Here is a 12,775-nt window from a genome sequence, read left to right on the forward strand (position 1 = left end):
GGGCTCCGGCGCCGCCTGGGGGCTGTCCCCGGGGGGGGGGGGGGGGGTCCCCCCCCCCCCCCCGCCCGGGGGGGTTCCGTCCCCCCGCCGCGCCCCCCCCGACCCGGGGTCAGACCGTTCGGATCAGAGCTCGACCGAGGTGAGATCAAGCTCACCGACGTTGGAGAGCTGGAGCTTCTTGATCTTCTCCGAGTGGCCGGACTGCTGGCCCTGGAAGTAGACCGGGATCGAGGGGACGTCCTGGTCGATGAGGGCGACAGCCTCGGCGTACTTGGCGTGCGAGGCCTCCAGGCTCGGCGCCGCGGCGGCCTCCTTGGCCAGGGCGTCGACCTGCGGGTTGCTGTACTTGCCGTCGTTCGAGGAACCGCCGGTCACGTAGAGCGGGCCGACCCAGTTCTCCACGTCCGGGTAGTCCTGCTGCCAGCCGGCGCGGTACATGCCGGTCATCTTGCCGGCGTTGATGCCCTGGCGGAACACCGCGAAGGTCGGCACACCCTCGGCGCGGGCGTTGATGCCGAGGTTCGTCTTGACCTGCTGCGCGACGGCCTCCATCCACTCCTTGTGGCTGGCGTCGGCGTTGTAGAACATGACCAGCTCGCCGGTGAAGCCACCGGCCTCGGCGAGAAGCTTCTTGGCCTCTTCGACGTTGAACTGGCAGGCGGTGCAGTTGCCCGCCTTGGCGCCCGGGGTCAGCGGGTTGGCCCAGCTGTCGGCCGGCTTGCGCGAACCGAAGAAGATCTTGTCGCTGATCTCCTGGCGGTTGATCGACAGCGAGATCGCCCGACGCAGCTTCGGGTTCTGGAAGCGCTTGTCGTAGATCGGGAAGGCGATGATGCCGGTCGACGGCGTGGTGGAGGAGATGGCCCGGTCACCCAGGTCGGTCTTCCACTTGTCGCCCGCGATCGCGGAGACCGGGATCTGCTGCATGAAGTCCAGGTTGCCGGCGAGCAGGTCGTTGTACGCCGCCGTGTCGTCCTGGTACAGCTTGATGTTGACGTCCTTGACCTTCATCTTGTCGTTCAACGAGTAGTCGTCGAAACGAGTCAACTTGATCTGGACGTCGTCTTCCCACGAGACGAACTTGACCGGGCCGTTGCCGACCGGGTTCTTGCCGAAGGCCTCGGCGCCCTGGGTGAAGAAGGCGTCCGGCAGCGGCATGAAGGTGCTGTAGCCGAGCTTGGTCGGGAACACCGCGGTCGGCGCGGCGAGGGTGACCTCGAAGGTGTACTCGTCGACGACCTTCAGGCCGGACATCTCCTTGGCCTTCGGCTCCGGGGCCTTCTGCGGGCCCTCGGCGCCGTCCGGGTCCTCGGTGTGGACGTCCGCGAAGCCCTGGATGTCGTTGAAGAAGCTGCCGTTCTGCGCGCCGTTCGGCGAGTAGGCGCCCCAGTTCCAGGCGTCCACGAAGTTCTTGGCCTTGACGACGGTGCCGTCGTGGAACTTCGTGTCCTTCTTGATCTTGATCGTGTAGACCTTGGAGTCGGTCGTCTCGATCGACTCGGCGACGGCGTTGCGCGGCGCGCTGCCGTCGTTCGGGTACTCGACCAGACCGGTCCAGATCCAGTCGATGATCGCCCCACCGCCGGTCTCGGTGGTGTTCGACGGGACCAGGCCGACCTCCGGCTGAGTGCCGTCGATGGTGATCGCGCCGTCGGCGCTCGCGCCGGCGTCGCCGCCGTCGTCGTCGCTGCTCGAGCAACCGGACGCGACGAGCGCGAACGCCGCGCCCAGCGCGATCGCGCTGCTTGCCCGCTTCGAGACTCTCATTCCGAGGGGCCTCCTCTTTCTGAACCTGGATCCGTCGTGGGTTTCACGCACGTAGTGGGGTGACACGTTCGGCGACCCGCAGCACGGGAAGCCGGTTTCACCGCAGTGAATTCGGGACAAGATGTTGTACCGATCCGCCGGGCCGCCCCGCCCACCGGGGTCGGCACCGCGCACACGAGACCACCACGGAGCACCGCAAACAGGCGGGGTCCGTGGTCATCAGGCCGTACGGAGTGCCTCACACGAGGGGTGAGGTGCTGCCACTGTGACACCCACCGGCCCGTTCCGTGAAGGTGCCGTTATCAAGCCGTTAGTTGGTCGCCACGTTGCCGATACTTGAAAAAAGATCATAATCTGCGCTGGCCGTACCACCCTGAGCAGGGACAACGTGTCTCGGCGGGGCGCCCCACCTCGGCGTAGGCTCAACGCCTGTGAGCTTCCCCGCCTCCGCTCCGGTGCTCGCCGACGTCGTCCGGGCGTTGGCCGTTTTCGCCCATCCGGATGACGTCGACTTCGGCTGTGCGGGCACCATCGCCACCTGGGTGGACGAGGGTATCGACGTAACGTACCTGCTTGTCACCCGAGGCGACTACGGAGCGTTCGAGGGCGTCCCGCGCGCCGAGGTGACCCGGTTGCGGGAGGAGGAACAGCGGGCGGCGGCGGCCGAGGTCGGTGTGCGGCGGGTCGCGTTCCTCGACGGGTACGCCGACGGCGTCCTCACCCCGACGATCGGCCTGCGCCGGGACATCACGGCGGCGATCCGCCGGTTCCGGCCCGACCGGGTGCTGACCAGTTCGCCGCTGCGCCGCTGGGAACACCTCGCCGGGCCGGGCCATCCGGACCACCTCGCCGTGGGCGAGGCCACCACCTGCGCGGTCTACCCCGACGCGCGCAACCGGTTCGCCCACCCGGAACTGCTGGCCGAGGGGCTGGAGCCGTGGGTGGTCCGGGAGGTCTGGTACGCCGGCGGCCCCGCGCCGGACCACGTCGTCGACGTCACCGACCGGTACGCGCACAAGGTCGCCGCGATGCGGGCGCACCGCTCGCAGACCGGGCGGATGGACGTGGCGACCTGGGTCCGGGAGCAGCTCACCACGACGGCGGACGCGGCCGGGCTGCCCGCCGGCCGGATGGCCGAGGCGTTCACCGTGCTGCGCACCGAGTGACCTGCACGCCGAACGGCTCCGGCCCCGGCACCGCGGGGGGCGGTACCGGGGCCGGAGCCGTGGAACGGTCGTCGATCAGGCCGTGAAGCGCAGCTTGCGACGGCGGAACATCAGCACGGCGACGGCGCCGGCGGCCAGCAGGGCCACGCCGGCCGCGAGCGCGGTGGCGATCGGGGAGCCGGTCAACGGCAGGTCGTTGCCGGCGGGCGAGGTCGACGGCGCCGGGCTGTCACCCGGGGTGGTCGGCGACGGCGACTCGGCGGGAGCGCTGGGCGACGGCGACTCCGCCGGGGCGCTCGGCGACGGGGACTCCGCCGGGGCGGCGGCGAACGCGGCCTTGGCCTTGGCGGTCACGGTCTTGCCGGTGGTGTCACCGAGGATCAGCTTCTGCGCGGCACGCTCGCCGGTGAAGAGGAACACCCGGCCGAAGGAGACCGAGCCCTCGGCGGAGACGGCGACCTTGACCTCGCCGGCGCCGTCGGCGGTGAGCCAGAACTGCCCGCCGTTGGTGGTCTTGGTGACCGGCTTGCCCTCGGCGTCGACCGCCGAGCCGCCGCGGACCGTGACGGCGATCTCGCCGGCCGGGCCCTTGACGGTGAACGGGCCGGCCTTCTCGCCGACGGTGGCCTTGGCGCTCGCCGGGTCGACGCTCAGCGCGGCCTCCGGCTCGGGCTGGTCGGTGGCGTTGGCGACCAGGTAGTCGTGGACCTTCTTGACCACGTCGTACTGCTTCTTGCCGAGCAGCTTCTGGCCGTCGGCCCAGGCACCCAACTGGACGCCGTCGCTGAAGTGCCAGATGGCCGTCTGGGTGCCGAAGTAGAGCAGGTTCTTGGCGTCGGCCTCGGCCGGCACGGCGGCGCCGGCAGCGGCCAGCAGCTTGCCGGAGTCCGCGTTCGGGTAGCCGTGGGTGAGCACCCACTGCACCTTGCCCAGGTTCTTCACCTGGGACTCGCTCCAGGTGCCCTCCTTGTACTCGCCGTCGATGGCCACGTTGGTGCGGTAGTCGATGCAGAAGGCCGGCACCAGCTTGCCGCCGATCTTGAGCGCCAGGGCGCTGGTGCTCTTCGGCTCGCCGTTGAGCATGAGCCTGACCTGGCTGCCCTTGACCGACTTGGCCACGCCGGTGGCGGGCGCGGCGACTGCCGGCGCGGCGGCGCCGAACGCCAGCGCGCCACCGGCGACGGTCGCCAGGGCGATCCGCGCCCAGCGCCGTCCTCGTTGTCCGAACATCAGATTGGCGTACCTCTCCCCAGGGGTGACCCGCGCACGGCGGGTTGCGTGAAGCCGCCGTTCCCGCGGGATGTGCACCACCCGCACGCGAGAACGCGACGGGGAATTATGTGACGGGAGTTGATCGCTTGTCAGCCCCTGTGGGCCACCTTCGTCACTTCTGCCCGAAATGATGGGGAAAAGAAATGGATCACACCAGCCGGCGGTCGGCCGCCCAGCGGGACAACTCGTACCTGTTGGACATCTGGAGCTTCCGGAGCACGTTCGACACGTGCGTCTCCACCGTCTTGATGGAGATGTAGAGCTCCTTGGCGATCTCCTTGTAGGCGTACCCCCGGGCGAGCAGCCGCAGCACCTCGCGCTCGCGGTTGGTGAGCTGGTCCAGCTCGGGGTCGGCCACCGGAGCGTCGGGACGGGCCGCGAACGCGTCCAGCACGAACCCGGCCAGCCGGGGGCTGAACACCGCGTCGCCGTCGGCCACCCGCCTGATCGCGGCGGTCAGCTCGTCCGGGGAGATGGTCTTCGTGACGTAGCCCCGCGCGCCGGCCCGGATCAGCCCGATCACGTCCTCCGCCGCGTCGGAGACGCTCAGCGCCAGGAACTTGACCTGCGGGTGGGGACGCCGCATCGCCTCCAGTACGGCCCGGCCGCCGCCGTCGGGCATGTGCACGTCGAGCAGCACCACGTCGGGCAGCGTGGCGGCGATCCGGGTGACCGCCTCGCCGACGGTGCTCGCCTCGCCCACCACCTCGACGTGTGCGCCCAACTCGGCCCGGACCCCGGCGCGGAACATGGCGTGGTCGTCCACGAGGAAGACCCGCAGCCGCTCGGCGCGGGCAGCCGCCCCCTCGACCGGTTCCATCGACTGCTCGGTCATCACTTGTCCCTTTCCGCCGTGGCCGACTCCCGGGAGATCGGCAGGATCAACCGGACCTCGGTCCCCTCGCCCGGCCCGGAGCGGATCTCCGCCCGGCCGCCGTGCCGCTTCATCCGCCCGATGATCGAGCCCCGGACGCCGTGCCGGTGGTCCTCCACCGTATCCGGATCGAAGCCCTTCCCCCGGTCCCGGACGAAGACACTGACCTGCTCGGGCTCGACCTCGGCATAGAGCGAGACGGTCCCCACGCCGGCGTGCCGGGCGGCGTTCACCAGCGCCTCGCGGGCGGCGGCCACCAGCGCGCCGACCCGCTCGTCGGTCTCCCGGTCGCCGACCACCACCGCCTCCACGGTGATCGCGAACGTGTCCTCGACCTCGGCGGCGGCCTGCTCCAGGGCGGCGGCGAACCGCTCGGTGGGCGAGCCGGCGGGCTTGTAGAGCCAGTTGCGCAGTGAGCGTTCCTGCCCCCGGGCGAGCCGCTGGACGGTCTTCACGTCACTCGCGTTCCGCTGGATCAGGGCGAGGGTGTGCAGCACCTGGTCGTGCACCATGGCGGCCAACTCGGCCCGCTCCTGCTCGCGGATGCGTCCCTCGCGCTCCGACCGGAGCTGGTTGTACGTCCGCCACAGCACCGGCGCGGCCACCACGCCCACCCCGGCCAGCCCGACCAGGGCGAAGATCACACCGTTGAGCACGGCGTCGAAGTTCTGCACCGGGGAGTAGACCGCGGCGACCCCGATGATGCCGACCGCGACCAGCACCCCGCCGCCGACGAACCGGAGCACGAAGGCCCGCCGGTCGCTCTCCTCCACCACCGCGCCCAGCCACGGCACCGGCATGGACTCGCCCCACTGCCGCCGCCGCTCCGGGGCCGACTGGTGCCAGATCACCCCGGCGCCGACCGCGATGATCGCGACCAGCCACCCGGCGGTGCCGGTCGCGCCGATCGAGTCGAAGACCATCATCTGCACCAGCAGCACGCCGAGACCGATCGCCACGAACGGCAACAGCTGGGCGACGTCCCGGCGGGGCGGCACCGTGGTGTCGCCCGGGCGGAGCGGCACGACCGCCCAGAAGGCCGCGTAGAGCAGTAGACCCAGCCCGCTCAGCCCGAGCAGCACCATGAAGGCGACCCGCACCCGCAGCACGGAGATGCCGAGGTGGTCGGCGATACCGGCGGCCACCCCGGCGGCCATCCGGTGCTCGGGAGCCCGGTAGAGGCGGGGTGGCTGGGTCACGGCACTGATCGGAGACTCCCTGGTCACGGAGGGCACGGCGCGGGGCGACGGTCGCTGCCGGCGCTGGATCGATCGTCACACGACGCACCGCTGCCGGGCCACGGGGACGCCCCCGACATTCGGGGTGCCGGGATCTCAGGGTGGGGTCAGGGTCGGGTCCTGAGGCCGTTCGGCGACTCGGGGCAGCAGGATCGGGGCATGACCGAGGAAGCTGCCCAGTCCCCCGGGACCGGGGCGACACAGCCGGGTGGACCGCCCCCCGCCGCGACCCCTGCCGGCGGTTCCACGCCCCCCGGCTCCGAACCGCCGCCGCCCGTGGCCGCGCCGGCCGCCGCCGGGGGCGGGGACGGGACGCCGCTCCCGGGCGCCGGACCGGCCGGCGGCCCGCAGCCGTCGTTCGGCGGCGCCGGCTTCACCTCCCGGTACGGGCTCGTCCGCCCCCGCGACGGCCGCTACCTGGCCGGCGTCTGCGCGGCGATCGGCCGGGCCACCAACACCGACCCCGTGCTCTGGCGGGTGCTGCTGGCGGTGCTCGGCTTCTTCGGCGGCATCGGCATCCTGGTCTACGTCACCGCCTGGCTGATCATCCCGGGCGAGGGCGACAGCGCCTCTCCCGTCGAGTCCATGCTCGGCCGGGGGCGGTCCAGCATGTCCCCGGTGACCGTGATCGTGTTGAGCATCCTGGTCGCGATCAGCTTCGGGTACATCGTCACGGACGCGTTCCGGGCGGTGCTGCTCGGCGCCACGATCCTGGTCGGCGGCGCGCTGCTGCTGAACCGGGACAACCGGCCGCCGGCTGTCCCGCCGGCTGCGCCCGTCCCGCCCGCCGCCCCGCCCGGCCCGGTGCCCCCGGTCGGCCATCCCGCCCCGGTCGCGTACGCGGCCGCGCCGGCCGTCGCCGTGCCCCCCGGGCCGGGGGCCGTCCCCACGGCACCCGGTGCGCGGGCCGACGAGGGCGCCCCGATCCCGGGCGGCGGCGCCCCGGTCTCCGGTCAGCCGGCCGAGCCGACCGCCGTACTGCCCGTCTGGTCGCCGGCCGCCCCGACGGCACCCCCGTACGTCCCGACGGCCACGCCCACCTCGGGCTGGCCGGCCGCGCCCACCTCCGGCTGGCCCGCCGCGACCTCGGGCGCGCCGGCATCGGGTCACCCCGTGCCCGCGCCCTCGCCCCCGGGTTACCGGCCCCCGTTCGCCCCGCACGGCCCGTTCGCCCCGCACGGCCCGTTCGCCCCGCACGGCCCGTACGCCGGCCAGACCACCGCTCCGCCGGCACCGCCGAAGCCGCCCGCCAAGCCGCCGAAGCGACCACGCGAGCGCTCCCCGCTCGGCCCGGTGACGTTCTCGCTGATCTTCCTCGCCCTGGGCGTGGTGGCCGTCGTGGACCTGATGGACGTCTTCGACGTCGGGGCGTCGGCGTACTTCGCGGCCACGCTGGCCACCATCGGCCTCGGCCTGCTGGTCGGCACCTGGTTCGGACGGGCCCGGTGGCTGATCGCGCTCGGCGTGGTGGCCGCCGCCGCGCTCGGCGTGGCCACCGTGGCGGAGTCCTACGACCGGATCCGGGGCGTCGACGGCAACGTGACGTGGGCGCCCACCGCCCACCGCGACCTCGCCGACCGGTACGAGAACAACTTCGGTGACACCGTGCTGGACCTGCGCGCGGTCGACTTCGACAAGAAGCACACCCAGATCACGGTCTCCGTCAACTTCGGCGAGTGCACGGTGGTGGTGCCGCCGAACGTCGACGTCACCACGGTGGTCGACGTCAACGCCGGCGACGCGGTCGTCTTCGGCAAGCGCTCCGGCGGGTTCGACGGCCAGCTCCGGGAGGCGGCCGACCTGGGCGCCGACGGTGCCGGCGGCGGCACGCTGCGCCTCTACGTCCACGTCAACGCCGGCAATCTGGAGGTGACCCGGTGAAGGCCCACCGCACCGACATCGTGTCGTTGGCCTTCGGGCTGATCTTCCTCGGGCTCGCCGCGTGGTGGCTGCTCGCCCAGTTGCTCGGGCTCGCCCTGCCGCCGGTCGGCTGGTTCCTGGCCGGTGCGCTGTTCCTGATCGGGCTGCTGGGCCTCGTGGGCGCGCTGCGCTCCGGCCGGTCCGCCCGACCGACCACGGCCGAGGTCGCCGCCCCGGACCCGGTCGGACCCGGCGCCCCCGACCCGGTCGAGCCCACCTCCGTCCCGCCGGCCGCCGGGCCGAACGGCGGCACGGACCGGCCCGATCCCGAGGTGGACCCGACCCGCTGGGACCTCGACCGGGTCGGTACGGCCGACGACCCGGCGGCCTGGGGCGGGCGCCGATCCGACTGGGGTGACCGGCCCGAGTGGGGCGGGCGGACCGAGTGGGACGTCTCCGCGCCGGTGTCCGGCGGGCCGACGCGGCAGGGGGCGACGCCCGGCTCCCGGGCCCGGGACGAGACCGACGAGTGGCCCACCGAGGCCGACGAGTGGCCCACGGAGGCCGTCACCGACGCCCGGGCCGAGGCGGTCGAGGAGCGCGCCGCCGACGAGAGCGCCCCGGTCCGGCCGGTCGACGGCTCGCCGGCGGGCGAGGAGCGCCCACGCGGTTGACCGCAGCGGTACGGCCGGCGGCGGCAGCGGCCTATGCTGGCCGGTGGAGATCTCGCCTCCGCCGACCGGCCCGCGCCGACCTGGCCGCCGCGCCGGCCGGACCGCGCCGCCGTGGCTGTCCCGCCGCGATTCCCGTCTCTACCCCGTCAGGAGTCCGTCCGACATGACGCAGTCCCCCGCCGTGCGCACCTCCGGTCGGCCCGGTCCGGTCCGCATCGGCGAGCGAGCCGCCCGTACCCTCGTCGCCGAGCTCGCCCGGATCAACGACCCGAAGGCCGCCCTGCTGGTCGGCGCGACGCCGGAGTCCGCCGTGCTGGCCGCGGCGATCGAGGCGCTGCTGCCCGGCGACACCCTCACGCTGGTACCCGCCGGATCGGCCGACCCGGCGGCGCTCCGGGCGCACGTCACCGCCCAGGGCCGCTGGGTCGCCGACCGGGTCCGCGTCGTCGACACGCTCGCCGAGGCCGAGCCGGCCGCCGTGGTCGTCGCCGGGGAGCCGTTCACCGGCACGGCCGACGAGACCCGCGCCGCCGTCGAGGGCCTCACGAAGTACCTCGCCGAGGGGGCGGTGCTGAGCGTGGCCGCGCCCGCCACACCGACGCGCACGGCGGGCGCGGCCGCCGAGTTGGACCGGCAGGGCGCGCTCTACGGCGTCGGCGCCGACCTCGTGCTGCGCAACACCCCACCGCTGCGGGTGTACCGGCTCCGCTTCACCCCGGCCGACCCCGCCTCGGCGGCCCGGCTGGCCCCGGCGTACCGCCCGTCCAGCGTGCCGCTGACCCGGGGCATGCACATCGACTCCAACGGGGTGGCCGCGGCCGGCATCGCGCTCGGCCTGGCCGCCGTGGCCCGGGTGACCCGGCCGAAGTCGAAGCTCTGGCTGCTCCCCGCCCTGGCCGCGGCCCCGGTCGCCGCCTTCTTTCGGGATCCGGAACGCGACGTGCCGGAGGACCCGTCGGCGGTGGTCGCCTCGGCCGACGGACGGGTGCTGTCCGTGCAGCGGCTGCACGACGAGCGCTTCGGCGAGGGCGAGTGGTTGCGGATCGCCGTCTTCCTGTCGGTGCTGGACGTGCACGTCAACCGCTCCCCGGTGGCCGGCAAGGTGGTCGACTACTTCGTCGCCGACGGTGGCTTCGCCAACGCGATGAAGCCGGCGGCGGAGCACAACGTGGCCGCGTACACGGTGTTGGACACCGCGCACGGCACCGTGGTCGTGGCGCAGCGCACCGGCCTGATCGCCCGGCGGATCGTGCAGCGGGCACCGATCGGCGCGCTGCTGGCCCGGGGCGAACGCTTCGGGCTGATCCGGTTCGGCTCGCGCACCGACGTCTACCTGCCGGCCGACGCGGCGGAGCCACTGGTCGGCCCCGGCGACAAGGTCGTCGGAGGCGCCACGGTCATCGCCCGCTGGCACTGAGCCGGGGCAGCCGACGAACGAGAAGGGGCGCCGCGGCTCGCGGCGCCCCTTCTCGTTTCGCTGTGGTTCAGGCGGTGCGGCGCTGCCGCAGCCAGAGCACCGGGCCGCTGACCAGGTAACCGACCACGATCAGGGCGAAGGTGAGCCGGATGTCGATCAGCGCGCCGATCACCGGGGCCAGCCACACCCACGGCGGCAGCTTCACCAGCCGGGCCAGCTTCGCGTACGGGAAACTGGAGACCATCGCGAAGGCGAGCAGCGCCACGCCGGCCACCTGGACGATGCCCGGCACCGGCAGCCCGATGGCGACGGTCAGCGCGAGGACGGCGGCGGCCATCGTGGTGGGGACGCCGCAGAAGAACCGGCCGTCCTTCGGCGAGACGTTGAACCGGGCGAGCCGGATCGCCGCGCACGCAGCGACGAGGGCGCAGGCCACCGCGGCGGCCGGCGTGGAGACCGAGCCGGCCAGCGAGGCGTAGACCACCACCGGGGCGGCGAGCCCGAACGAGCACATGTCGGCCAGCGAGTCCATCTGCGCGCCGAACGGGCTGGCCACGCCGAACCTGCGCGCGAGCGCGCCGTCGAGGCCGTCGAAGACGACGCAGGCGATCAGGCAGAGCGCGGCGACCCGCACCTCGCCCTGCATGGCCAGGAAGATCGCCAGCATGCCGAGCATCAGGCTGCTGAGGGTGCAGGCGTTGGCCACCGCGAACTTCACCCGACGGGCGACTGTCCGCTCGCCGGGGAGCAGCGGGATGGTCATCGCCTGGTCGTCGACCGCGGCCGTGGGGCCGAGGGCGGGACTGACCGGGGCGATCGAGGCGACCTCCACGTGCTCGACCTGTGTCAGCCCGTAGCGGCGGCGCGGCCGGTCGGCGTAGCGGGGTTCGGGAAGCGAGAGGTCGTTGGTTCCGCGCAGGTCGCCGTCGCGGCGGCCCACCCGGACCAGCAGCACCTGCCGGGCGAGCGTGCTGCTGCGGCGCAACGGCCCCGCCCAGCGACGCCCTGCGGGACGCGGACTGTCAGTGGTACGACGCCGGCGCCATAGGGCTCTCGGCACGTTTCCTCCATCACCGGATCGGCTGGCCGCCGCGAGAGCGGGGCCGTCCGGCTGTCTCGTGCCGGGCCTTTTGGCCCGGCAGCCGTTTTGCGGAGTACACCATCGCATAAGGGAACGGGGATTGGCGATAGCTACCGGCGGTACTTATATCTGACCGAACCGTGCAAACCGCCGTCTTATTCCCATCCCGGGCTCCATCGCCCGTTTCCTCTACCAACCCCACATCGAATGTACCGGACCTCGCCTACGTCGGCTCGGCGAGCGGATGCCGCGGGAAGCCGCTGTCCGGTTACGGACGCCCGACGGAAGGCCGGTTCCCAGCGGCGGGGCAGCGATCCCGACGGCGACTCACCGGGCCTGGTCGGCAGGCCGGGCAGAGTCCGGGCAGCGATCCCGGCGGCGACTCACCGGGCCTGGTCGGCGGGGCCGGCCAGCGTCCGCGCGGCGATCTCGGTGAGTGGGAGCCCGACGAGCTGGTGCGGCGTGAACCAGGCCGCCCGGGCGGTGGACCCACCGGCCGACTCGGTCACCCGCGGCTCGGTCGGCGTGTCGACCGCCACCCGGTAGACCACCCGGACACTGTGCCAGTCGATCGGGTGCCCCTCCGGGCCCAGCGCGGCCGGGTTGTGCAGGGTGTCCACGCCGATCAGCTCGGCCACCCGGCCGAGCTGGCCGGACTCCTCGACCAACTCGCGCAGCAACGCGGCGACAGGCTGCTCGCCGTGATCCGTGCCACCACCGGGCAGGTGCCACAGGCCGGCGCCCGGATAGCCGTCGGCGATCATGGTGAGCAGCACGCGGTCGGCGGGGTCGGTGACCAACCCGTACGCCCCGAAGCGCTGCCGCCGGTCCGCGGACGGCGCGGCGGCCGGCTCGCGCGGGGGCAGGGGCAGCCCCGGCGGCAGGGGCGCGACGGGCACGCCGAGCCACTCGGCGGTGAACGGCATCAGCGGCACCGCCGCCGCCTCTGCGGTGGTGAACCAGGCCACCGCGTCGCTGCCGCCGGCCGGCTCCGGTCGCATCTCGCCACCCCGCACGGCGACATCGAAGACGAGGCGGTCGGTGTGCTCCGCGTCACCGGAACCCGGAAAGGTGGTCACGTCGGCGAGCACGGCCCGCAGTCCGGTCACCGCAACGGTGAGGCCGGTCTCCTCGGCGAACCCACGGACCACCGCGTGCGCCGGATGCTCCCCGTGCTCCAGCCCACCGCCGGGTAGCTGCCAGACGCCGGGAAACGGGCACCACGCGGAGCCCCGGGCCAGCAGCACCCGCCCGTCCGCGTCCCTGCACACCCCGTACGCCCCGACCCGCCGTCGCTCGCCCACCCGCACGCACCCCGCCCCCGCCGGACCCACCCCGTCGATCATGACGTTAGCGGCAGTACGTCCGGCGTGTCGCCCGGTCAACCTCATGATCGACGGGTCGGGCCCCGGGGCCCGGGGTTGGG

9 protein-coding genes and 1 pseudogene are annotated in these 12,775 nt (G+C 73.3%); 4 read left to right on the top strand and 6 right to left on the bottom strand.

The features are described from left to right. Positions 1-123: 123 nt before the first annotated feature. Positions 124-1,767: an ABC transporter substrate-binding protein gene (locus ABZ809_RS33045; RefSeq protein ID WP_357566580.1), complete on the bottom strand. Its 1,644-nt coding sequence runs from the start codon at positions 1,765-1,767 to the stop codon at positions 124-126. Positions 1,768-2,198: 431 nt separating this feature from the next. Here ABZ809_RS33045 and ABZ809_RS33050 point away from each other — a divergent pair, with 431 nt between their 5' ends. After that, positions 2,199-2,933 carry a PIG-L deacetylase family protein gene (locus tag ABZ809_RS33050; RefSeq protein ID WP_357566581.1) on the top strand — a complete coding sequence of 245 codons (735 nt, stop codon included), beginning with the start codon at positions 2,199-2,201 and terminating at the stop codon, positions 2,931-2,933. A gap of 75 nt (positions 2,934-3,008) precedes the next feature. Here ABZ809_RS33050 and ABZ809_RS33055 read toward each other — a convergent pair whose 3' ends face one another. From ABZ809_RS33055 to ABZ809_RS33065, 3 genes are all read right to left on the bottom strand, one after another. Then, positions 3,009-4,163 carry a Cys-Gln thioester bond-forming surface protein gene (locus ABZ809_RS33055; RefSeq protein ID WP_357566582.1) on the bottom strand — a complete coding sequence of 385 codons (1,155 nt, stop codon included), beginning with the start codon at positions 4,161-4,163 and terminating at the stop codon, positions 3,009-3,011. Between the two features lie 190 nt (positions 4,164-4,353). After that, a complete protein-coding gene (locus tag ABZ809_RS33060) occupies positions 4,354-5,040 on the bottom strand; it encodes a response regulator transcription factor (protein WP_357566583.1) in 687 nt (228 codons plus the stop codon). Further along, positions 5,040-6,305, bottom strand: a complete 1,266-nt coding sequence (locus ABZ809_RS33065; RefSeq protein ID WP_357566584.1) for a PspC domain-containing protein — start codon at positions 6,303-6,305, stop codon at positions 5,040-5,042. The genes ABZ809_RS33060 and ABZ809_RS33065 overlap by 1 nt, the downstream gene beginning before the upstream one ends. Before the next feature lie 171 nt (positions 6,306-6,476). Here ABZ809_RS33065 and ABZ809_RS33070 point away from each other — a divergent pair, with 171 nt between their 5' ends. The 3 genes and pseudogenes from ABZ809_RS33070 to ABZ809_RS33080 all read left to right on the top strand — a co-directional run bounded on the left by ABZ809_RS33070 (position 6,477) and on the right by ABZ809_RS33080 (position 10,268). After that, a complete protein-coding gene (locus ABZ809_RS33070) occupies positions 6,477-8,198 on the top strand; it encodes a PspC domain-containing protein (RefSeq protein ID WP_357566585.1) in 1,722 nt (573 codons plus the stop codon). Next, positions 8,195-8,383, top strand: a pseudogene (locus ABZ809_RS33075) (hypothetical protein); the annotation flags it as partial. The gene ABZ809_RS33070 and the pseudogene ABZ809_RS33075, both read left to right, overlap by 4 nt. 631 nt (positions 8,384-9,014) lie before the next feature. Further along, on the top strand, positions 9,015-10,268 hold the full coding sequence (locus ABZ809_RS33080) for a phosphatidylserine decarboxylase (RefSeq protein ID WP_357566586.1): 1,254 nt from the start codon (positions 9,015-9,017) through the stop codon (positions 10,266-10,268). A gap of 67 nt (positions 10,269-10,335) precedes the next feature. Here ABZ809_RS33080 and ABZ809_RS33085 read toward each other — a convergent pair whose 3' ends face one another. Further along, positions 10,336-11,253 carry a CDP-alcohol phosphatidyltransferase family protein gene (locus tag ABZ809_RS33085; RefSeq protein ID WP_357566587.1) on the bottom strand — a complete coding sequence of 306 codons (918 nt, stop codon included), beginning with the start codon at positions 11,251-11,253 and terminating at the stop codon, positions 10,336-10,338. 479 nt (positions 11,254-11,732) lie between these two features. Further along, on the bottom strand, positions 11,733-12,653 hold the full coding sequence (locus tag ABZ809_RS33090) for an NUDIX domain-containing protein (RefSeq protein WP_357566588.1): 921 nt from the start codon (positions 12,651-12,653) through the stop codon (positions 11,733-11,735). Between the last annotated feature and the right edge of the window lie 122 nt (positions 12,654-12,775).

This window comes from Micromonospora sp. NPDC047074 (assembly GCF_040643815.1).
In the GTDB taxonomy this organism is placed as follows: domain Bacteria; phylum Actinomycetota; class Actinomycetes; order Mycobacteriales; family Micromonosporaceae; genus Micromonospora.

Bases quoted from the DNA above. Each gene is read 5' to 3' on its own strand.
- ABZ809_RS33045 (WP_357566580.1), bottom strand. From the start codon at position 1,767: ATGAGAGTCTCGAAGCGGGCAAGCAGCGCGATCGCGCTGGGCGCGGCG.
- ABZ809_RS33055 (WP_357566582.1), bottom strand. From the start codon at position 4,163: ATGTTCGGACAACGAGGACGGCGCTGGGCGCGGATCGCCCTGGCGACC.
- ABZ809_RS33060 (WP_357566583.1), bottom strand. From the start codon at position 5,040: ATGACCGAGCAGTCGATGGAACCGGTCGAGGGGGCGGCTGCCCGCGCC.
- ABZ809_RS33070 (WP_357566585.1), top strand. From the start codon at position 6,477: ATGACCGAGGAAGCTGCCCAGTCCCCCGGGACCGGGGCGACACAGCCG.
- ABZ809_RS33080 (WP_357566586.1), top strand. From the start codon at position 9,015: ATGACGCAGTCCCCCGCCGTGCGCACCTCCGGTCGGCCCGGTCCGGTC.